This window comes from Acinetobacter sp. Brlt_5, assembly GCF_051949055.1.
In the GTDB taxonomy this organism is placed as follows: domain Bacteria; phylum Pseudomonadota; class Gammaproteobacteria; order Pseudomonadales; family Moraxellaceae; genus Acinetobacter; species Acinetobacter indicus.
This window is the reverse complement of the sequence record NZ_JAYJLP010000007.1, coordinates 20,492-42,662: the sequence shown is the minus strand read 5'-3', so window position 1 is coordinate 42,662 and position 22,171 is coordinate 20,492. Positions and strand designations below refer to the sequence as shown.

21 protein-coding genes are annotated in these 22,171 nt (G+C 47.4%); 8 read left to right on the top strand and 13 right to left on the bottom strand.

Features of this window, described 5'->3' with window-relative positions:
- The first annotated feature begins 8 nt into the window (after positions 1 to 8).
- The 4 genes from VF685_RS06345 to VF685_RS06330 all read left to right on the top strand — a co-directional run bounded on the left by VF685_RS06345 (position 9) and on the right by VF685_RS06330 (position 4,798).
- Positions 9 to 863: an RNA methyltransferase gene (locus VF685_RS06345; protein WP_163170226.1), complete on the top strand. Its 855-nt coding sequence runs from the start codon at positions 9 to 11 to the stop codon at positions 861 to 863.
- A complete protein-coding gene (gene cysE, locus VF685_RS06340; RefSeq protein ID WP_005178800.1) occupies positions 856 to 1,665 on the top strand; it encodes a serine O-acetyltransferase in 810 nt (269 codons plus the stop codon). The genes VF685_RS06345 and cysE overlap by 8 nt, the downstream gene beginning before the upstream one ends.
- Positions 1,666 to 1,772: 107 nt before the next feature.
- Positions 1,773 to 2,681, top strand: coding sequence for an ABUW_2363 family tetratricopeptide repeat lipoprotein (locus VF685_RS06335; RefSeq protein WP_005178801.1), 909 nt, complete (start codon positions 1,773 to 1,775; stop codon positions 2,679 to 2,681).
- Between the two features lie 113 nt (positions 2,682 to 2,794).
- Entirely contained in the window at positions 2,795 to 4,798 is a 2,004-nt protein-coding gene (locus tag VF685_RS06330; RefSeq protein WP_163145713.1) for an esterase/lipase family protein, read from the top strand.
- A 76-nt stretch (positions 4,799 to 4,874) separates the two neighbouring features.
- Here VF685_RS06330 and VF685_RS06325 read toward each other — a convergent pair whose 3' ends face one another.
- Complete coding sequence (locus VF685_RS06325) at positions 4,875 to 5,948, bottom strand: maleylacetate reductase (RefSeq protein WP_163170227.1); 1,074 nt, start codon at positions 5,946 to 5,948, stop codon at positions 4,875 to 4,877.
- Positions 5,948 to 6,100, bottom strand: coding sequence for a hypothetical protein (locus tag VF685_RS06320; RefSeq protein WP_155756624.1), 153 nt, complete (start codon positions 6,098 to 6,100; stop codon positions 5,948 to 5,950). The genes VF685_RS06325 and VF685_RS06320 overlap by 1 nt, the downstream gene beginning before the upstream one ends.
- A 207-nt stretch (positions 6,101 to 6,307) precedes the next feature.
- Here VF685_RS06320 and mutS point away from each other — a divergent pair, with 207 nt between their 5' ends.
- The 4 genes from mutS (at position 6,308) to VF685_RS06300 (ending at position 11,121) form a co-directional block, all read left to right on the top strand.
- The gene (gene mutS, locus VF685_RS06315; RefSeq protein ID WP_104471029.1) at positions 6,308 to 8,941 is read left to right on the top strand and encodes a DNA mismatch repair protein MutS; all 2,634 of its coding nucleotides are present in this window, start codon (positions 6,308 to 6,310) and stop codon (positions 8,939 to 8,941) included.
- 205 nt (positions 8,942 to 9,146) lie between these two features.
- On the top strand, positions 9,147 to 9,470 hold the full coding sequence (gene fdxA / locus VF685_RS06310; protein ID WP_005178805.1) for a ferredoxin FdxA: 324 nt from the start codon (positions 9,147 to 9,149) through the stop codon (positions 9,468 to 9,470).
- Between the two features lie 130 nt (positions 9,471 to 9,600).
- Positions 9,601 to 10,323 carry a D-Ala-D-Ala carboxypeptidase family metallohydrolase gene (locus VF685_RS06305; protein ID WP_005178806.1) on the top strand — a complete coding sequence of 241 codons (723 nt, stop codon included), beginning with the start codon at positions 9,601 to 9,603 and terminating at the stop codon, positions 10,321 to 10,323.
- Positions 10,324 to 10,455: 132 nt separating this feature from the next.
- Positions 10,456 to 11,121 carry an O-methyltransferase gene (locus VF685_RS06300; RefSeq protein ID WP_005178807.1) on the top strand — a complete coding sequence of 222 codons (666 nt, stop codon included), beginning with the start codon at positions 10,456 to 10,458 and terminating at the stop codon, positions 11,119 to 11,121.
- A gap of 142 nt (positions 11,122 to 11,263) precedes the next feature.
- On the opposite strand, the gene VF685_RS06295 is transcribed toward VF685_RS06300, so the two are convergent.
- The 11 genes from VF685_RS06295 to VF685_RS06245 all read right to left on the bottom strand — a co-directional run bounded on the left by VF685_RS06295 (position 11,264) and on the right by VF685_RS06245 (position 21,957).
- A complete protein-coding gene (locus VF685_RS06295) occupies positions 11,264 to 12,106 on the bottom strand; it encodes a universal stress protein (protein WP_005178808.1) in 843 nt (280 codons plus the stop codon).
- A 136-nt stretch (positions 12,107 to 12,242) separates the two neighbouring features.
- The gene (locus tag VF685_RS06290; RefSeq protein ID WP_163170229.1) at positions 12,243 to 12,860 is read right to left on the bottom strand and encodes an acyltransferase; all 618 of its coding nucleotides are present in this window, start codon (positions 12,858 to 12,860) and stop codon (positions 12,243 to 12,245) included.
- Positions 12,853 to 13,452 (bottom strand): IMPACT family protein, encoded by a 600-nt coding sequence (locus tag VF685_RS06285; RefSeq protein WP_440203589.1) that lies wholly within the window; start codon positions 13,450 to 13,452, stop codon positions 12,853 to 12,855. Before VF685_RS06285 ends, VF685_RS06290 begins: the two co-directional genes overlap by 8 nt.
- A 102-nt stretch (positions 13,453 to 13,554) precedes the next feature.
- Entirely contained in the window at positions 13,555 to 14,739 is a 1,185-nt protein-coding gene (locus VF685_RS06280) for an HlyD family efflux transporter periplasmic adaptor subunit (RefSeq protein ID WP_005178811.1), read from the bottom strand.
- Positions 14,736 to 16,874 (bottom strand): type I secretion system permease/ATPase, encoded by a 2,139-nt coding sequence (locus tag VF685_RS06275; protein ID WP_163170230.1) that lies wholly within the window; start codon positions 16,872 to 16,874, stop codon positions 14,736 to 14,738. Before VF685_RS06275 ends, VF685_RS06280 begins: the two co-directional genes overlap by 4 nt.
- The gene (locus VF685_RS06270) at positions 16,871 to 18,412 is read right to left on the bottom strand and encodes a TolC family outer membrane protein (RefSeq protein WP_016659119.1); all 1,542 of its coding nucleotides are present in this window, start codon (positions 18,410 to 18,412) and stop codon (positions 16,871 to 16,873) included. Before VF685_RS06270 ends, VF685_RS06275 begins: the two co-directional genes overlap by 4 nt.
- A gap of 142 nt (positions 18,413 to 18,554) precedes the next feature.
- Positions 18,555 to 19,298, bottom strand: a complete 744-nt coding sequence (gene lptB, locus VF685_RS06265) for an LPS export ABC transporter ATP-binding protein (protein WP_440203588.1) — start codon at positions 19,296 to 19,298, stop codon at positions 18,555 to 18,557.
- Positions 19,298 to 19,864, bottom strand: coding sequence for a lipopolysaccharide transport periplasmic protein LptA (gene lptA, locus VF685_RS06260; protein WP_163170231.1), 567 nt, complete (start codon positions 19,862 to 19,864; stop codon positions 19,298 to 19,300). Before lptA ends, lptB begins: the two co-directional genes overlap by 1 nt.
- Positions 19,854 to 20,396, bottom strand: a complete 543-nt coding sequence (gene lptC, locus VF685_RS06255) for an LPS export ABC transporter periplasmic protein LptC (protein ID WP_016659120.1) — start codon at positions 20,394 to 20,396, stop codon at positions 19,854 to 19,856. The genes lptA and lptC overlap by 11 nt, the downstream gene beginning before the upstream one ends.
- 40 nt (positions 20,397 to 20,436) lie before the next feature.
- The gene (locus VF685_RS06250) at positions 20,437 to 20,976 is read right to left on the bottom strand and encodes a KdsC family phosphatase (RefSeq protein WP_005178818.1); all 540 of its coding nucleotides are present in this window, start codon (positions 20,974 to 20,976) and stop codon (positions 20,437 to 20,439) included.
- Positions 20,977 to 20,979: 3 nt separating this feature from the next.
- The gene (locus VF685_RS06245; RefSeq protein ID WP_005178820.1) at positions 20,980 to 21,957 is read right to left on the bottom strand and encodes a KpsF/GutQ family sugar-phosphate isomerase; all 978 of its coding nucleotides are present in this window, start codon (positions 21,955 to 21,957) and stop codon (positions 20,980 to 20,982) included.
- Positions 21,958 to 22,171: the final 214 nt, after the last annotated feature.

Genomic DNA, 22,171 nt, shown 5'->3' with positions numbered 1-22,171 from the left:
GACCTTGTATGAGTCAAGTCGACAGTGCTGCCTTGTCAGCACATCTCTCCCATGTGCGTATTGTCATGGTCAATACCACTCTGCCCGCCAATATCGGCAGTGCCTTACGCGCCATGAAAACCATGGGCCTGTCCAAACTGGTACTGGTCGCACCGAAGACCTATCCACATCCGGATATTGACGCACTGGCGGCCGGTGCCACCGATCTGATTGAACAGATTGAAATTGTTGAAACCCTGGAACAAGCCATTCAGGACTGTCATCTGGTGTTTGGTACCAGTGCACGCAGCCGCACCATTCCCTGGCCGCTGCTGGATGTCCGCCCGGCTGCGGAAAAAGCCATGCAGGCCGTGACAGCATCGCATCAGGAAATTGCGGTGATTTTTGGCCGTGAAGATCGTGGTCTGACCAATGAAGAACTGGCCCTGGCCAATTACCATGTCACCATTCCGGTGAATAGCGATTACGGCGTGTTAAACGTGGCCCAGGCCATTCAGATTATCTGTTATGAAATGCGGATGGCAGCCATGGCCCGGGTAGAACAGCAGCCAGACCCTAAAGCCACCATGCAAGTTCTTGATGGTATCGAAATGGAATGGGATGAACCTTTAGTGACCCATGCCCAGATGGAACAGTTCTATCCGCATATTGAAAAAATGCTGGCCGAGATTGAATTTATGGATCCGAAAAATCCAAGATTATTACCTTTGCGCTTGCGTCGGCTTTTTGGACGTATACAATTAGATCGTATGGAATATCACTTATTACGTGGCATTTTTAGTCGCGTACAGGCATTGAATAACGGTTCATGGAAAAAATCATCAACAACATCGACACAGGACGAGGATCAAGATAATGCTTAAACAGCTCAAAGAAGATATACAAGCTGTCTTTGCGCGCGATCCTGCTGCACGCAATACCTTGGAAGTCTTAACTACCTATCCCGGCATTCATGCCCTGATCATGCATCGGGTTGCACATGAACTCTGGAACAAAGACTGCAAGGGTTCGGCGCGCCTGCTGTCTTCATTTAGCCGCTTTGCCACCGGTATTGAAATTCATCCAGGTGCGAAAATTGGTCGCCGTTTTTTTATTGACCACGGTATGGGTGTGGTGATTGGTGAAACAGCCGAAATTGGCGATGACGTAACCCTGTATCATGGCGTGACCCTTGGGGGGACCACCTGGAACAAAGGCAAACGTCACCCGACTTTAGAAGATGGGGTAATTGTCGGTGCTGGCGCGAAAATTCTCGGGCCATTTACCGTGGGTAAAAATGCCAAAGTCGGTTCCAATGCAGTGGTAACCAAAGCGGTACCGGCCAATACCACTGCGGTCGGCAATCCGGCACGTTTTATTACCAAAGATCAGCCAAAAGATGAAGCCGAAGCACGCCGCCGTGACTATGCCGAAAGCATCGGTTTCCAGCCGTATGCGGCTACCCAGGATCAGTCTGATCCGATTCTAGACGGTATGCGGGTCTTGCTCGACCGTATTCAGCACAATGAAAAACGCATGAATACCTTATGTCAGCGTCTGTCTTTACTCGACCCAAGCTTTAAAAAGCAGCAGCAAAACGAACAGCCGTTTAGTGCTGAAGAATTAAAAATTATTGAAGATGTGCGCCGTGAATGTGAAGCACAAAGCAGCCAGTCCAAAGCTTAACAACACGGTAACAGCAAACTTCTTGCCTTCTCTTGCATGTTCGTCACAGATTTTTTAGACTGACGAACATGCTCAGCCATTTTAAAATAAATTAACGGATGAATATTATGACGCTTAAGCCTTTGGCATTTGCTCTGATTGCGACCACTTTAGTTTCAGCCTGTTCCACTGCACCAAAACAACAAAACCCAGCCAATGCACCAATTGTGTTTACCGAGCCTGATCTGACCCCTCCATTTTATGCTTTAAATCCGTTTAATTATGATGCACCTCCTCCATTTGAACTGAACCTGCAACAGGCTGCGGCCCAGCCAGTGACTAAAATGGAAGTAACTGCCCCGGATAATCCATCGAAAAAAATTACTTTAGACACCAACCGTCTGATTATTCCGACCATCAACAACAACCAGCGCAGCTTGAAGTTTGCGGTGCTGGCCGGTGAAAATGAAATTGACATCACCGAAATTGATGACTTTTTACAGATGGTCGAAGGTAAAGCACGTCACTATCCACCACGTTTTACTGACCGTCAGGAACGCCGCGGTTTTGAAGCTAAACTCAAAGAAGTCACCCAACAACTGGACAGCCTGGCGGTACAGGAAAATGCCTCTTTTGATGTGCTGATTCGTGCCTTTAAAGCCAGCGTAATGGCACGTAACCTGGACTTAGGTTCAATTTATACCACCCGTTCTCTGGCTTATGCGCAGCGCATCCTGAAAATTAACAAGGAAGATGCCGAAGCCAATTTCTGGTTTGGTTTTGCCCTGTCTGAAGGTGGCGGTCATCGTGAAGCAATTTCTTATTTAGATAAAGCCATGAAAGCCGGCGTACAGGAAGCCTATCTGGCTGCTGCCAACAACTATATTGCTTTAGAGCAAAAGAAAAATGCGGTACAGACCTTGAAAAACTACAAGATCAAGTATCCGCAAGAAGCAGCTGTGGCAGACCGTTTAATTACTGAAATTGAAAAACAGGGCCGCTGGAATGTCTGGCAAATCATGACACCGAAGGCTTAAGCCCGGTGCAAGAAAAAATAGGTCATGTTATATGGCCTATTTTTTTGTCAATTGAAAAAACCAAGAAATTCAGTATGATTAAAAAAAACTTATAAAATACGATGCGAATTCACATGACCACTATGACGTATAAGATGATGCTGGCCACCGCGCTCAGCAGTTCCATTCTCGTTGGCTGCCAAACGGTCAGTGTTAAACAGCAAGCATTAAATGTCAGCATTGCCAACGAACGGGAAAGTATTTTATCTCGTGACCGCTTGAGCGAGGCCAGCCTCAATGTCTTGTCCATGACTGGCCGTGAAGCGCAAATCTGTACCGAAAACCCGAAACAGTGTATTGATGAACTGAAGCAGATTCCGGAAATTCTGGATGAACAGCTGCTGTCCACTGCCAGCGAAGTTTATCTGGCCAAAGCCATGCAACTGGCCGATTCTTCCAATTGTAAAATCGGAATTTTAAGCAAACATCAGTCTGAAGAAAAACAGCAATTACAGCAGCAGAACTATCAAAAATGCCTCGACCAGCAGCTGTTTATGCTGGATAAAAGTATCCGTTATAGCTATGCCTATATGTTCAAAACCGAACGGGCGCCACAAGACCGGATTTTTGACAACCGTCAGGTACAAATCCGCGACTTTTATAATCAGGCCATTGCCAAACTAGTGTCCAGCTATACCCTGCGCTATCAGCCGGATGTGGTGGCCAGCCAGATTCAGGTCGGTGAAAGTACCTATCATATTGACTTCAATTATTTTCCAACCTTAAAACAGCAAAAAATCGAGCAGTTAAGAGCCACCTATGACCTGAACTTTTCAGGCTTGCGCTCCATTACCCGTCGTGATGGTTTTGGCTCGGAATTTCTGGTCATTCTGCCGGAGCAACGCGCAGATCAGCCAGAGAAAGCCCGTTATATTATTGATCCTTTAAGCCATCGTTATCCAAACAATCAGAATCCGAATATCCATCAGGCCCGTTATCTGGCGGCAACCCTGGTGGCTGAACCGCAGCAGTTTGGCAATGTAGAGGATATCCTGAACAAGGATTTTCGCCTGCGCGCCTATGATCCCTATAAATATGAACAGGCCCGCATTGCCAATAAAAACTATCCGCTGGCGGCTAATTTTTCTGCGCCTTATGGACTGTGGCTGGCGGAAAATAATCTGCTGAAATCGGCTTATCTGTCACTGATTGACCGTGATGACAAGCTGACCATGCCGCATTTATATTTTCTGGAACCATATAATCCGAATAAAAAAGTGCTGGTTTTGGTGCATGGTCTGGCCAGTAGTCCGGAAGCCTGGATTCGCTTAACCAACGATATTATGGGTGATCCAGTGTTACGCGAGCATTATCAGGTCTGGCAGGTGTTTTATTCGACCAATATGCCAATTATTGAAAGCCGTTTCCAGATTCATGCTCTATTGACCCAAGCCTTCCAGCAGGTCAATCCTAAAGCCGCGGCGAAAAAAGATGCGGTGCTGGTCGGCCACAGTATGGGCGGGATTATTGCCCGACTCCTGGTCAGTGATGCCGATGTATCCAAAGAAGCCCTGTCGATGATGAGTGGCCGGCAACTGGCCAAATACCGCCGCATTCCCGTGATTCAGCAGCGCCTGATTATGCAGGATATTCCTAACTTTAACCGGGCGATTTTCTTGGCCGCTCCGCACCGCGGCACCGAATATGCCGACCGCTGGTTTACCAAAGTGGCGCGTAAAATTATCCGTTTACCGGGGGCATTTTTAAATGCGGCCACCGATTCATTGTTAAATGAAGATCCGAGCCTGAAAGATCTGGTCAATGAGCTGGATAAAGGCCTGATTCAAAATGGCCCGAGCGATTTAAGCCATCAGTCCAAATTTATTGCCTTAACTCAAGATATTCAGCCACGTAAAGGACTGAAATATCATAGTATTATGGGCAATACCAGTCAGAGTAACGACCCTGCTCTCATCACCGATGATATTGTGGCCTATGAAAGTGCGCATCTGAAACAGGCCCAGTCTGAAAAAATTATTACCGGCGGCCACTCGATTCAGGAAACTCCAGAAGCAGTGTTGGAACTGCGCCGGATTTTACGCTTACACTTGCAGGAGCTGGGTTTATATAAACCTTAACCTGCCAATAAAAAACCGAAGCCTTCAACCGCTTCGGTTTTTTTATCTCTGGAAGATGGCTACATATTGCTATGTATTAAAGTGTGGCAGGAGGCAAACCGGCATAAGCCTGCAGCAACAGCTGCTTTAATTCATCATCGTCATATTCACGCGGATTATAATACGGCGAATCACAAATCATCCGGGCAATGTCCGCCGGGGCGTGTTCCGGTAACCCTAAGTCTTTTAAAGCCAGAGGAATCTGCAGGCGCTGGTTTAATTGATAGATAAAACGGCCCAGCTCCTCCCGACTGTCAACACCCAGTGCAGCGGCCAGTTGATCCATCGCCTGTACATCGGCATGGCGGTTATAGTGCACCGAATAGGCCAGCATAATCGCGTGGGTTTGCGCATGAGGCAGGTTAAAGGTGCCCCCTAGGCTATGACAGATTTTATGGTGAATCGCCATACCGACCGAACCCAGACAAATCCCAGCCAGCCACGCGCCATAGCTGGCCTGTTCACGCAGTTGAATATCGTTCGGATGCTGTACCAGTTCCGGTAAAGCGGTGGCCAGACAGCGAATCGCCTCCAGCGCCATCAGGCTAATCACCGGATTTTTATTTTCTGCATACAAGGCCTCCACCGCATGCGCCATCGCATTCATGCCCGAACAGGCAGAAATCTCTGCCGGCAGATTCAGGTTAAGCGCTGGATCATAAATCACGATTTTCGGTAACACCTGTGCAGCTTTGCCGGTGGTTTTCAGCTGATTTTCCGTAATACCATATACCGGGGTCATTTCACTGCCCGCATAGGTGGTCGGAATTGCCACAATTGGCAGATGGGTGTCCAGTGCAATGGCTTTGGCTAAACCAATAGCCGAACCGCCACCCAAAGCCAGACAGCAATCCACCTGTAATTCTTGTGCTGCCTGAACCGCCTGCCGTGCCACCTCTGCCGGCACGTGCATTACCGCATGAGCATAAACCGTAACGGTCAAATCACCAAGTTGCCGGGCCAGCTGCTCAGCGGCCTTCTGCTGGCCGGGCGTGGCAATCAGCAGAATCTTGTGATAACCGGCCTGCTTGAGAATATCCTGCGTGCGCTTGGCTTCCCCCGCACCAAAATACACCTGTACTGGCAAAGCCTGATAATAGAATTTGGGCATCATGGGCTCATCTTCATGTTGTTCTTTACCCCAGTATAGAGTGCCTCTCCTGCTGCTTCGAGCGCATTGCTGCAACGCTGCTTTCCATATTTCCTGGTCTTCTCTGCTGCAATCTTCATCAGCTGTATTGCTCGCTTAATTTTCTCCGCCATAAGCTGCTCAGTTTCAGCACAGATTTTCCAGAATCGGTTTTTTCCGCCTAGCTAAATTTGTTAAGATGAAGCGCTTGTTGGGTCGTCAACAGCATCGACGTGCAGGATTTAAACACGATGTTTTATCTGCTCCAGCTGGCCCAAATGACATCCACGCGGTGAAAGCCATTCCAACACCCATGCGTTAATTGAAGGAACTGAATGTACATGAACATGCAAGAAATTGTGGCTGACTTATCTTCGCATACCCCGATGATGCAACAATATTTAAAAGTGAAGATGCAACATCCACATTCTTTAATGTTTTATCGAATGGGTGATTTCTACGAATTATTTTTTGATGATGCGCACAAGGCGGCCAAACTGTTAGGCATTACCCTGACCCATCGCGGTAAGGCCAATGGCCAGCCAATTCCGATGGCCGGCGTGCCCTATCATTCTGCCGAAGGTTATCTGGCGCGACTAGTCAAAAAAGGCGAAACCGTGGTGATCTGCGAGCAAATTGGCGAGGTAACTGGCAAAGGCCCGGTGGAACGTGGCGTAGTACGGATTATTACCCCCGGCACACTTACCGACGATGCCCTGCTCAACAGCTATCAATCTTCCAATCTGGTCGCGCTCTGTTTACAGCAGAACCAGATCGGGATTGCACTGCTAGATTTAAGTGCCGGTATTTTCAAGGTCCAGCAGCAGGAGTATCAACCGGAACAGCTGGCGATTGAACTGTCGCGTCTCATGCCAAGCGAAATTGTGGTCGATGAAGATATTGTCGATCCGAATATCATCGAGTCTGTTAAAAAACAGCTGGATTGCCCGGTTACCAAACGTCCAAATGTCGATTTTAACCTGAATAATGCCCAGAAAACCCTGTGTGACCAGCTAGGCGTAGCTACCCTATCTGGCTTTGGGATTGATCATTTGCCTTTGGCCAAAGCCGCCGCCGCCGCCTTGATTCACTATGCCAAAGAAACCCAAAGAACGGCGTTGCCGCATATCCGCTCGATTCAGCTGGAACAAAGTAGCGATTTTATTGCGCTAGACCCGGTGACCCGGCGTAATCTGGAACTGATTGAACCTTTATTTGAACACGGCACCTCACTGTTTCAGCTGATTAATGACTGCCAGACCGCGATGGGTGGTCGTCTACTTAGCCGCACCTTAATGCAACCGCTACGTGATACCGCACTGCTGGATGCAAGGCTGGATGCGACCGAAGCGATTTTAACCGGTTATCACGATGCACCAATTCGTCTGGTACTGAAAGAAATTAGTGATATTGAACGTGTGCTGAGCCGGGTCGCTTTAGGCAGTGCGCGCCCACGTGATCTGGTGCAGCTGCGTCAGGCCTGTGCCCAGATTCCGTATTTACGTCATGCCGTGCAGCCGATTGTCAGTGCCGGCCAATCCAAATATTTACAACAGCTGAATGAAGAACTGGGCGATTTTCAGGGCCTTTACCAGCGTTTAATGGCGGCCATTGTGGAACAGCCACCGGTGTTGCTGCGTGATGGTAATGTCATTGCCGAAGGCTTTGACAGCGAGCTGGATGAGTTACGTCAAATCCGTGATCATGCCGGCCAGTTCCTGATTGATCTGGAAATTCAGGAGCGTGAACGTACTGGCATCAACACGCTTAAAATTGGCTATAACCGCGTTAGTGGCTACTATATTGAACTGTCCCGTGCGCAGGCTGAACAGGCACCGGAGCATTATATTCGGCGTCAGACCTTAAAAAATGCCGAGCGTTATATCACCCCAGAACTGAAAAGTTTTGAAGACAAAGTATTATCGAGTGAATCACGCGCGCTGGCACGGGAAAAAATGCTGTTTGAAATGCTGCTGGATGAGCTGCGTCAGGACATTGGCAATTTGCAGATGATGAGCAGCGCCATTGCCCAGATTGATGTGCTGGCCAACTTTGCCCATCAGGCCCGCCTGAAAAACTGGACCCGTCCGGAATTCTCACCGGAAATTGGAGTCAAGATTGTCGCCGGCCGTCATCCAGTGGTGGAAGCCTTGAGCAAAACCGCATTTACCCCAAATGACACCACACTGGATTTTAACCATCGTATGGCAATTATTACCGGGCCGAATATGGGCGGTAAATCGACCTTTATGCGCCAGACCGCACTAATTGCCCTGCTTGGCTATTGTGGCAGTTATGTGCCGGCTCAAGCTGCGGTGCTAGGTCCGATTGACCGGATTTTCACCCGGATTGGTTCGGCCGATGACCTGTCTACCGGTAAATCAACCTTTATGGTGGAAATGACCGAAACCTCGCAAATTCTGCATCATGCCACCAATCAGTCACTGGTGCTGATGGATGAAGTCGGCCGTGGCACCAGTACCTATGATGGCCTGTCCCTGGCCTGGGCCTGTGTGCTGGATTTAACCAAACGGATCAAATGCTTATGCCTGTTCGCTACGCATTATTTCGAGCTGACCGAGCTGGGCAAAGAATCAGGTATTGATAATTATCATGTTACGGCCAAAGAACTCAATGGCAACCTGATTTTACTGCATAAAGTCCAGCAGGGTCCGGCCAGCCAGAGTCATGGTTTGCAGGTGGCCAAACTGGCCGGTATTCCTGCCAATGTGATTAAAGAAGCACAAAATCGCCTGAAGATACTGGAAAAGCAGTCACATCAGTCGGTACAAAAATCGGTCCAGCATGATTTATTCAGTGAACCGGTGGTAGAAACTGAAGTGATTGAACGGATTGTCGAAGTTGAAAAACCATCACCGGCCCTCGAAGCCTTACGCCAACTGGATGTCGATAATCTCACCCCACGTCAGGCTCTAGAGCAATTGTATGCCCTGAAAGAGCAGCTAAACGCCTGATTCAAGACTTGAATTTCATATATGGAAAGGCTCTCATTTGAGAGTCTTTTTCATTTATAAGTTTTTTTGATGGTTTTATAGCACTTTTATCAAATTTAGTAGCACTGTCTATATCAAATATCAGTAAAAGCAATTGTTAGTTCACATCATTTTTGCCTAAAATACAGCTTAGTTATTAGAACCATATTTTTAGGTAGCTGTCGCCATGACATTTGTTGTCACTGAAAACTGTATTAAATGTAAATATCAAGACTGTGTAGAAGTATGCCCTGTAGATTGTTTCTATGAAGGTCCAAACTTCCTGGTGATTAACCCGGATGAATGTATCGACTGCGCACTGTGTGAACCTGAGTGTCCAGCCAATGCGATTTTCTCGGAAGATGAGCTACCAGAAGGTCAGGAAGTATTTATCGAGCTGAATGCTGAACTGGCAGAAAAATGGCCAAATATCACGCAAATTGGTGAACAGCCTGCTGACCGTGAAGAATGGAATGGCAAGCCGGACAAATTACAATACTTAGAAAAGTAATTTTAAAAAGATCAGCAAAAGCTGATCTTTTTTTATACCTAAAACACACATTTGATTGCAATATTTTCAATTTTTACCGAAGCTTTTAGATTAGAATGCTTAGGATTTTAGTAAATGTTTGATTTGCATAATGACGCAATTTCTCAAGGCGGTGCTCTCGCTCAGCATCGTGCCCCTGATCATGCTCGGATGTACAACCACACCGCAGAAAGGGAAAACGATTCATTCGCCTGATGGAAAACGGATTTATATCCCACAAGAAAAAATCAGCTATGAACGCAAGGTCGCACCAAAAGTGGTGCCCTATGCCTATAACAGCTGGATTGCCGTGACCGATAACCTGCGCCAGGTCCGCGAATATGAAAAATTCCTGAATGCTGAAGGCGTCGGCAATATTATTCCAAGTTTTGAATTACTGCGCACCGCACGTGACTGGCAAAAATGTGGCCGCTCGCAATACATGGTGCCCAACCGCGAATTATGGCGCAATCAGATTCCAACCTTAAAAGTCTTTAAATATCTGGTTGCCTCCAAAGTCCTGACCGATTTTGAAGTCACTTCAGTCTATCGCGATTTACCGCTGAACCAGTGCGCCGGTGGTGCCAGTTCCTCACGGCATTTATATAATTCCGCTATTGATTTCCGGATTGGGCCGGAATTTCCACAGCCGCAAGATTATGCCTTTATTGAAAATACCAAGTTCAGACTGTGCCAGTTCTGGACCCAGTATGGTCAAAGCCTGAATATGGGCTTGGGACTGTATGCTTCAGGGCAAATCCATATTGATACGCAGGGCTATCGTACCTGGGGACCGGATTTAAGCCGCTATTCGTCAATGTGCTATTACGAATAAATCCGGATCTGAATACGGAGGTGCTGCGGCACCTCTTTTTATGTCTATTAATTCTGCAACTCTCCCGATAAAAATTGCACTCTAGGGGGAAAAGTTTAAAATGCATGCATTGCAACAAAGGTGCCCCCGACTATGAAACAAATGTGGACCGACCTCGACCACTACATCGAAACACATTTAATTCCTGAAGATCCGATTCTGACCCAAACCTTAAAACATACCGATGATCGGGGGTATCCGGATCACCTTGCTGTTGCGCCCAACCAGGGCATGCTGTTACAGATGTTAATTCAGATGAACGGCTGTAAACGTATTCTGGAACTTGGCACCTTTGCCGCCTATAGCACCATGTGGCTGGCGCGCGCTTTACCGGAAGATGGCTATATTCTGACCATTGAAGGCCGTGATGCACACGCCGCCGTGGCGCAGGAAAATATTGATCAGGCAAAGTTAAAACAGACTATTGATTTGCGTGTTGGCCGCGCCGCCGATATTTTAAAGAGCCTGCCGGCTGATACTGCCCCGTTTGACTTTATTTTTATTGATGCCGATAAACAGAGCTATCCGGAATATCTGGAACTGAGCCTGAATCTGTCACGCTCCGGCACCTTAATTTTCCTGGACAATGTAATTCGCGCCGGTGACATCATTAATCCGGACAATCACAAGCCCAGCATTGAAGGCATTCGCGAGATGTTTAAGCTGATGCAGGAGCATCCACGTTTATTGTCCTCAACTGCCTTACAAACGGTAGGCAGCAAAGGGCATGATGGCTTTGCCTTGGCCATCGTTAAATAAGGCCCAAACAGAACAAAAAACACACAAAATAATATTTATTTTATTTTTTATAAACTTACATATACTGTCCATATAGTTATCCACAATAAATGCGGATAACCTTGGACAGTAATTCATCAGATGCGTGTAAGATATTTGGGCTTTATTTCACCACCAGTAACGGCACATTGGAATTCCGGAAAATGGTGGTGGTAATACTGCCTAAGAAAAACTGATGGATTTTGCTGTGGCTAAAGGCCCCAAGCAAAATTAGCTGAATACCATGTTCACGCTGATAATCCAGAATATTCTCCGCCACATCTCCATAACGATATTCCACCACCACATCTAAACCAGCGGCTTTTAAATACTGGGTCGGTTCATTTAATATTTCCGGATGATCACCCACATACAGCAAATGACATTGCAGCAGACGCAGCAAATCACTTTGGGTGATGCGCTTCATGATTTTTAAGCAGGTTGGTGAATATTCATAAGCGAAAATAAAACGGGTTGGCGGCTTAAACTGCTCGCCCACGGTCATAACGGCACAATTGGCCCCGCGGATAAAGTTTTCGACGTTACTGCCTAGGGCTTTATTGCGTTCGGCGGAACGCTCCCCAACCCGGCCGATGACCGCAATATCATCTTCTTGCAAGACATTAAAACTTTGTTCAAGAAAATCGCCTTTTTCCTGAATCTGGGTCGGCACGATATTATATTTTTGCTGCACCATCTCGGAAATATGACGCAGCAGATTATTGCTATATTCCAGCGCAATGTCGCTCTGCTTCTGTTCCAGCTCGGCCAGTTCCTTCAATAACATGGCATTGCTTTCAAAACCAATGACCCCGCTAATTTCACCTAAGTGATAACTGGCCGGATAATAGTCCAGCACCTGTAACAGCACCAATTCCCGCTGGGTCTGCTTGGCTATCCACGCTGCGGCTTCCGCGAGTGCATTGATACAGGGTGAAGAATCAATACAGGCAATTACTCGTTTCATTGTCGCCTCTCTTGTTGCCTGTCTGCCAGGCTTTCGTTTTAATTGTTATCTAAAACTTAGCATAAGTCCTCAGCGGATGACATGACAAAATGTAAATAAAACACAGACATTTGAAGATAGAGAGCTATGTATGAGATTAATCACGATAACGAATCAAACGTGCCGGATTCCCCGCGACAATGGCCTGGCTTTCAATATCTTTGGTGACCATACTGTGCATGCCGACAACCGCATGGGCGCCAATTTTAATACCATCCTTAACGCCGACATGAGCACCCAGCCAGACATCGCGTTCAATTTCGATGCCCTGCGAACGCACCGGCTGCTGGTAAATCGGCTGAGCCAAATCCATGCCATGATCAAAGGCATATAAATGGCAATAGGCGGCAATACGCACCTGATCGTGAATCTTAATGCCGACCCGACCACCATCTAGAATACTATGATGATTAATCGCCACTTCACTGCCAATATGCAGCGGACCATGCAAGGTACAATCTGCAGCAATAAAAGTATTATCCCCGATGCTAATTTTACGTCCCGGTTCGGCAAAAATATGAGCCAGCGGTGAAATAAAGCAGTTCTCGCCAATTTCTACCGTTTCCATCTCCATCAAATAGGCCTGATAGTCTTTTTGCCAGGCTTCGGCCCAAACCCGGTTTTTCGGTTTCAGCGACCAGTACAGCCATGGCATATAATTCAGCCGATGTTTATGCTGTTCCCGATATTTCAGCAAAGGATCATGTTCAGTCATCTGCTGGCTCCTCCATGACTTTGAGCTGTTCCCGGCCGCGGGTAACGTCCTGAATTCTTAAGGCCAAAGGCTCAATCTGATGCACCTGTAATAAGGCATTGACCTGCACGCCATCTGCCCCGTACTGTTCCTGAAACTCGATATTCTGGCTATTCAGTTCATATTGAAAAATGGCCCATTCATTAAACTGGCACTGAAACTCGACTTTTTTCTTTTCAATCAGTTCAATTTTTTCTGCCAGCAGCAGGCATTGCCCGGCACAACCGCCATAGGCACGCACTAGGCCACCGGTGCCAAGTTTAATCCCGCCATACCAGCGATTGACCAGCACCAGCACATTGGTCAGCTCATTGCCCTCAATGGTAGCCAGAATAGGTCGGCCGGCAGTGCCAGAAGGTTCACCATCATCATTAAAACGCACCTGATGGCCAATTTTCCATGCCCAGCATTGATGGGTAGTGGTCAGGTCTTTGTTGGCTTCCAGAAAATCTTTAACCGCCTGTTCGTTTTCTACCGGTACGGCAATGGCCTCAAAACGGCTCTTTTTAATATCTTCTTCAAAGCGAACAAGGGAGGCAATGGTAAATGGCATAACACAGCTAAAATGCAATAATCTCTGAAATTATAACGTGTTTTCAGGCAAATTTTGGCAATAAAAAACCTCCCAAACTGGGAGGTTATGTTGAGTTGACGATTAACGCTCGCGTAATGCTTCCTGGGCCTTGTTAAACGGTTTAATCAGATAATCCAGTACGGTTTTAGAACCAGTTTTAATATCAACCGTGGCCACCATTCCGGGGGTAATACTGAACTGCTGGCCAGATTTATTGGTCAGTTTATCGGTATCAGTCCGGATATAGACCCGGTAATAAAACTGGTCCTGCTTGACTTCATCACGGATGGTATCCGGTGAAATCACCGTGACCTTACCCTTTAAACCACCATAAATCGAATAATCATAGGCGGTAATTTTGACCAGTGCCTCCTGATCTGGGCGAATAAACGCAATATCCCGCGGCGAGATCCGCGCTTCAATTAACAGCTGTTCATCTAAAGGCACAATGGTCATTAACTTGCCATTTTGCGGTACGACCCCGCCAATGGTCATCACATCAATTTCCTTGACCACACCCCGTACCGGCGACTTGAAGACTGTGCGGTTCAAGGTGTCGGACTTGCCACGTACCACCTGTTGCTGGGTTTGTACATCGGTACTGGACTTGGACAGCTCTTCACGCGCTTTGACATAATACTGGTTACGAATATCATTCATCTGGTTACGCAGGTCATTGGCCTCGCGTTTCAGACGCAGCACTTCCACCTCACTGGCCGCACCTTTGGCCACCAAGGGTTCAGTCATACGCAATTCCTGCTCGACCAGCACCAGAGCCTGCCGTAAACCGGCCAGCGATTCTTCTAAGTTGGCCCGGCGCGAATTGTATAAAGCAGTTTCCTGCTGTACCAGTTTTGGCTCTTTCAGCACTTCTTCAGGAAAAACCAGAGGCGTGCCATTTACTTCAGCGCGTAACCGGGCCGAAGTGGCCAAGGAAGATACCAGCAAAGATTCCGATTCACCCACATTAGAAGCAAACCGGGTCGGGTCCAGCTGGGCCAGCACCTGACCCCGATTGACAATTTCCCCTTCACGGACATTCAAGGTGGTGAGAATCCCGCCTTCTAAAGACTGTACCACCTGCTCTTTCGAAGATGGCACCACTTTACCAGTGCCGGTGGATACTTCTTCCAGCTTGAACAGCCAGGCCCAGAGTAGCAAAACTGCCAGTCCAATACAGATAATCCAGATAAACAGACTGGCTTTAGGTAAAGGTGGCTCCAGCTCGGTCACCTGCATTGAACGTTTGCTTAATTGTTCACTCATGACTTCGCTCCTGCCATCTGACGTGGTTGAGATGCAGACTGATTAAGAATCTGATCTCGTGGCCCGTCCATCACAATTTTTCCATCATTGACCACAATAATCCGGTCCACCAGCTCTAACACTGCACGGCGATGGGTGGCCACCACCAAAGTCCGGTGCCCAAGCCACATTTTCAAATGATCAATCAGCTGTTTCTCGGAGACATCATCAATTGCAGCCGTCGGTTCATCCAGCAATAAAATATTCGGCTGACGTAGCAGCAAACGTGCCAGCAGCAAGGCTTGTTTCTGGCCGCCAGAGAACCCCACACCACCTTCCAGAATCAGATGGTCCAGCCCTTCTTTCTTTTCCTGCACAAAGGCCAGCGCACCGGTAATTCGAAGTGCCTGCAAAATATCGTCATCATTGGCCAATGGTGCACCCAAAGTCAGGTTTTCCCGTACCGTGCCAAAAAACAGATGCGCATTCTGATTCAAGAGGCCCATATCACGACGTACATCAGCAGGATCAATCAGGCCCAGTTCTACGCCATCGAGTTTAATTTTGCCCTGATTCGGGGTTTGCATGCCGGAAAAAAGCTGCAACAAGGTAGATTTCCCGGCACCATTCCGGCCCAGAATAGCAATTTTTTCACCGGCTTTAATTTCGAGCTTAGCCACCATCAAGGTCGGTTTGGCATCATCTTCGCCATATTTAAAGCTGACCCCGCTTAATTCATAATGACCATTTAACACCGGACGATGAATTAAGTGGCTATGTTCCGGCTGATCAACCGGTTTTTTCATTAATTCATCCAGTCCCTGTTTCGCCACTTTGGCCTGTTGCAAACGGCCCAGCACGCCGGCAATCTGTGAAATTGGCGCCAGCATCCGTGAAGATAAAATTGAACAGGCCACCAGAGCACCCGTGGTCATTTCCCCATCCATCACCGCAAAACAGCCCACCAGCACCACAATCGCAAAGGTCAGCCCCTGAATTTTCTGGGTCCAGGCGGTCATGACACCGACAATTTTACGCTGACGCATGGCAATATCGGCGGAAACTTCATTCATATGATTCCACTGATTCTGGAAGCGGGCTTCGGCGCGTAATAACTTGATGTCTTCAATGCCCTGTACCGATTCCACCAGCATGGCATTGCGGATTGCGCCTTCACGCATCCCCTCGTTGGCCAGTTTAGCCAGAGGCTTTTGCGCCAGAATGCCGGGAATAATCATGAGCGGTACCACAATCAGCATCACCCAGAACAGGTTCCCGCCAATCACCCAGAACACGCCCAGGAACAGCAGGAAGAAAGGCAAATCAGCGATTGCAGAAATGGTGGTCGACGTCACCAGTTCACGCACCCCTTCCAGTTCACGAATTTGTGAAATAAAGGTCCCGGTCGATTTAGAGCGTTCACTGTTTTTAATCCGTAGCGCATGTCCATATACCCGATCTGAAATACGCAGATCAGCGCGCTTGCCGATAATATCGGAGAGGTAAATCCGTGCGACCCTTAAACTAAACTCGAAAATGGCCGCAATCAGCACCCCACCTGCCAACACCCACAAAGTGGGAACCGATTGTGCCGGAATTACCCGGTCATAGACATTCATCGAAAACAGGATGGTGGCCAGCGCCAGAATATTGGCCATCAGGGAGGCAAACATTACATCGATATAACGTTTCCAGTCCCGCAGCACAATTGACCAGAACCAGTTGTCTTCATAGGGTTTGACATATTCATCTACCCGCGCATCGGGAACCGATTTTTCCGGACGCAGGATATAGACATGCCGCACATGCTCAGCCAAGGTGTCGCTGGCCAGCATTTGTGACAAACCCTGATCACCACTGAACTGAATACTCAGGTTACCCTCAGCATCGACCTTGTCAATTACGCCCACCTGACCATCCTGGAATTCAACCAGTACCGGCAAACGCCAGGGATTGATCACTTCGGCGCTAAAGTCGGTTTTGCGCAGACTTAGGCCCACCTGACGGGCAATCAGATTTAAAATATCATCAATATTCTGGTTCGGATTCCAGTCCAGCTGCAAGCGGATACGTTCTGCGGATGGTTCAATCCGGTAATGCTTGGCAATGCTCAGCACTGCTTGAAGCCACGGTTGATAATTTATTTTAGTACTCATGGCTGAACTTCAAACCCCTGAATGGATATATGGTTTAAATCATAAATATCGCGTGTCCGTCCGGTAATGGAGATATAGCGCGCAATGGCGGCATAAATATCAAAACGCGTATTTTCAATTTCCTGGGCGGCACTATGAATTGCCTGTTCGGCATTCAGTAAATCGACAGCTGAGCGCGTGCCTAATTTATATTGTTCCTGATACAGCTCTTTGGTCTGGATGGTGGTGGCCTGACGCTTGACCAGAATATTCATCTGGCGCTGCTTGTTCTGGATTTCTTCACGCAGCATGCGGGTTTCATCCAGCACCTCTAGATACACACTATTGACCCGTGCCTTGGCCGCTTCTTCTGCATAACTGGCCGCCCGGGTTTGTGACGCAATTGCGCCGCCCTGATAAAAGTTGCTATTGGCTTCCAGCATGATCGAATTATAGAGGCCATCATCTTCATTGTTATTCGGATTACGACCATTGATGGCCTGACTTATAGAACCTTTCACATTTAAAGTGGGATAAGCACTTAAACGTGATTGCTGCTTGCGTAATTTGGCCACTTTAACTTCAGCCTGAGCAGCCATTAGTCCGGGAATCTGCTGAAAAACCGGCTCTGAATATAATTGCGCCTCTTTCACCAGCCGCTCTGGAATCTGCCAGTTACGCTGATGAACCTCAAACCCGACCAAGGTGCGCAGCTTTTGCTGAAATTGGCGCAGCTGGGTTTGCTGCACAATTAAATTGGCTTCCGCAGCTTCCAGATTGGAACGGGCCTGAATCGGGTCGGCCTGGGTACTAATCCCGGCCTCGGCACGTAAATTGGTGATTTCCGCAATGCGGGCAATCCCCTGAATCTGCTCTTCAGCAATACGGGTAATTTCCTGATAGCGTTTGATATTAATCATGGCATTGGCAGTCTGGTAAGCAATATCATCAATACTGACCAGCACATTGGCCTGCTCTGCGGCCAAACGGGCCTGTTCCAAGTTGACACTGCTTTTGACCTTGCCAAAATCATAAAGCATTTGCGTGGCATTCAGGCTCAGCAGCTGACGGCCGCGCTCGCCTTTGGTCAGGTCTGCTGTGGAAATACCACCAGATAATTGCGGATAATAACCGGACTTCGCCACATCAATACTGGCATTCTGGGCTGCCAAAGTGGAAATGGCCTGGGAAATTTCAGGATGACGCTGAACAGCGGTCCGAATGGTGTCATTAAAACTTAAAGGCTGTTGCACAGAGGATCGGGCTGATGCCGCTGTTTCTGAAACAGATGATGCTGGTACTGCCCGGGGCATTTCCTGAATATTTTGTGTATCGAGCTGAAACTGGCTCAGTTCACTAATACGGACACGAGTAAAATTCTGGTCAGATTGCGGGGTAAATAAACGTGCCACGCTCTGTTGAAGTGTTTGCCGTTCTGAAGTCGTCGTTTCAGCATAAAGCGACTGGCTCAGCAGTCCACTCAGCAATAAAGCCTGCCACAGTAGCGTCTGCCTGAATAATTTATTTTTATGAACTGTTAAGCTCTTGCAACCCATCATTGTCGTCATTCAAACTAATATTTTGAAATATTTTTAAAATTGTAAATGTTTTTAAGCTAGTTTTTTATACTTTTGTTAATTATAAAACGCTTTCAGGATAAAACACATACAACAAATAACAATTATATGTGTTTTTCACCAACTACACCTTAAAATCTTCGCCCAAGTAGACCTGTTTCACAGTTTCATTTTCCAGAATTTCCTGTGGGGCTCCTTCGGCAATCACTGCACCTTCACTGACAATATAAGCACGCTCACAAATTGCCAATGTTTCGCGCACGTTATGGTCAGTAATTAATACACCAATTCCGCGATCTTTAAGGGTGCTAATAATATCTTTAATATCCCCGACAGAAATCGGGTCCACCCCGGCAAAAGGTTCATCCAGCAACATAAATTTCGGATCGGCAGCCAGAGCACGGGCAATTTCCGCACGACGTCGCTCACCACCGGAGACACTCATGCCCAGTGAATCTTTAATATGGGTAATTTTAAAATCAGCCAGCAGTTCGGTTAAACGCTGCTGACGCTGCTGCTTGTTTAAGTCTTTACGGGTTTCCAGAATCGACATGATATTTTCAGCAATGGTCAGTTTTCTGAAAATTGACGCCTCTTGTGGCAGGTAACCAATGCCTTTGCGCGCACGTTCATGCATGGCCAGGTCAGATAAATCCAGTTCATCCAGATGAATTTCCCCCTTGTCCATACGTACCAAGCCAACCACCATATAGAAGCTGGTGGTTTTACCAGCACCATTTGGGCCAAGCAGTCCAACAATCTGGCCACTTTGCATACAGAAAGAAACATCTTTCACCACCCAGCGCTTACTGTAGTTTTTGGCCAGGTGTTTGATTGTCAGAGTTTGTGGCTGTACGACCTGATCCATTAATCGCGTGCTCCCGGGAATGATTTTGAACTGGATGGTGGAATCACAATCTGTACGCGACCTGAAGATGATCCGGTGTTGTTTGGCGTACCAATGGCTTCAATATCGCCTTTGTTCATACTATAACGCAAGGTATTGCCGCGAATACTGGCCCCATCCTGCTGTAAAAATGCCCCGCCCGACAAAGTAATAATACCGGTTTCCGCATTGTAGACAATTTTCTGCGCCTGACCTTTGGCCAGACCTTTATTCGGATCAGTCTTTTGCTGGAACTGTGCCGGACTACCATTGGCGGTAATGGTGCTGATTTCTTTTTTACTGTTCAGATTGGCCACAATTGAATTGGCCTGCAAGCGCATTGTGCCCTGCTCGATAATCACATTACCGGTATAGGTGGTAATACCGGTACGCTCATTAAATGTCGCACGGTCAGCCACCAGGGTAATTGGCTGGTTCCGGTCTGAAGGCAAGGCCCAGGCTGTAGCTGAGGACAATACTGCCAAACCTATAAGCGCGGCTTTCTTCAGGAAAGTACGAGGTGTTGCAAGCTTCGGATTAACGTTCATATGTTCCTCGAATATTAAAAAATTCGTATTGACCATCATTCAAATTGGCTTTCAGTCCTTGGCTTACAAATTCAGCTTGTGGAGACTGCACCATCACCTGTTTATCGGTTTCAATTTCCCGACTGTCCGGATAGCCCGTCAATTCTGTCGTCTGCAGTTCTAATTGACCTTGCGCTAAAATTTTGGTGGCACGTACCTGGTCAGATAACACTACTTTTTCATTGTCATTATAGCCATGTGCCTGCTTGGCATAAAAAGTGGCATCAACTTTCCCGTCTTTATACATGGACGCATTCAGGTTCTGTAATTGAGAAGTCTGCTTTTGCATATCCTGCTCTAAACGGTCAACCTGAGCGCGAACATATAAATTCCCCTGTTCATCGGTTTGAGTCAGGTTAATCTGCTCCGCCGTATAGGTCATACTTCTGGAACCCTCGGTATCCAGTTTATTGCCTTTACCGCTGTAATAGTAATAACCACCACTTACAGCTGCAATTGCAATCGCAGTAATATATAAAACTCGGGTATCCATAAGTGGGGTTTTAACTCAACTCAATCAGAGGAATATCTTATTAATGAGGGATCGCGGTATACTTTTCAAGTAACTGTTCGTATACGCCTTTTGACATTAGGATCATATCGCAGATTTCACGTACCGCACCGCGGCCACCCTGCGCCTGAGTCACCAGATCAGCACGACGACGCACTTCAACATGACCATTCGGCACCGTGACTTTCATCCCGGCAATGGCAAAGGCAGATAAATCTGGCCAGTCATCGCCCATATACAGACAGTCTTCTGGTGCCAGATTCAGCTGGGCACAGGCTTCACGTAAAGCTACGCCTTTATCTTCACGGCCCTGATAAATCAGGTCCACACCCAAGGCATTCATACGTTTTTCAACAATATGGCTGGTACGCCCGGTAATGATGATGACTTTCACCCCGGCCTGCTGCACCAGTTTCATGCCCAGACCATCACGAATATCAAAGTTTTTAATTTCATCACCGCTATTGGTTAAGGTAACAAAGCCATCACTTAAAATACCATCGACATCTAAAACCAAAGCCTCAACGTGACGTGCCTGTTCCAATAAAATATACGATGCCATTTTTTAATTTACCCCGGCCTGAATCAGGTCATGCATACTGATCACACCAATCACCTGATGTGCATCATTGACCACTACAAATTGATTAATTTTTTTATCGCGTAACTGTGCCAGTGCTTCAACCGCACGGGCTTCCTGAGAAATGGTCGCAGGCTGCTTGATCATGACTTCAGCCACCGGCAGATGAATATCAAAGCCCTGCTGTTTGTCGATTAAACGGCGCAAATCACCATCAGTGAAAATTCCCAATAAGGTGTCCTGTTCATCCACCACCGTGGTCAGCCCCAAACGCTTGTCGGAAATTTCATACAGCACTTTGTTCATTGGGGTTTCTGGCGCGACTTTTGGCAGCTCGGCGCCGGTATGCATTAAGTGTTTGACATGCAACAGCAAGCGTTTACCCAAAGCACCCGCAGGATGGGAACGGGCGAAATCATCTGCGGTAAACCCACGCGCATCAAGTAAGGCCACAGCCAGTGCATCCCCTAAGGCCAATGTTGCGGTGGTGCTCGAGGTCGGTGCCAGACCCAGTGGGCAGGCTTCCTGAATGTTCCCTAAAGTTAAAGCCACATCGGCATTTTGTGGCATTGGGCCGCTGTCATCTCCGCTGATGGTAATTAACGGCACTTGCAGATGTTTGATCAGCGGCATCAGCATCATGATTTCATCACTTTTGCCAGAATTGGAGATGGCAATCAGCACATCACCCCGTACCAGCATGCCTAAATCGCCATGTCCTGCTTCGCCCGGATGCATAAAGAATGAAGGTGTACCGGTCGAGGCAAAAGTCGCCGCCATTTTACGGCCAATATGCCCGGATTTCCCCATACCGGTGATCACCACACGGCCTTTACATTGCAAAATAATTTCGCAGGCGCGGCTAAAGCGCTCGTCAATTTGTGTGGCCAGTGTTTGCAGAGCTTGTTCTTCTATACGCAAGGTACTGAGCGCCACACCTTGAAAATCAATCGGGTTTGACATGTTTTCAGAATTCAAATTTTTAACCTTCGTTCAGGGCTGAACGGTCTTCATTCAAGCAGAAATTAATTTTCGCAATTTTAGCATATCTATGCAAATGTCACGTTTTTAAATGTATAAGATTTCACACGATTTCTTCATGATTCCGCCTGTTGTTGATAAACCACAGCACAGGAAGATGGTGAACATGAGTCTCATTTTTTAGCTCAGGCAGTTA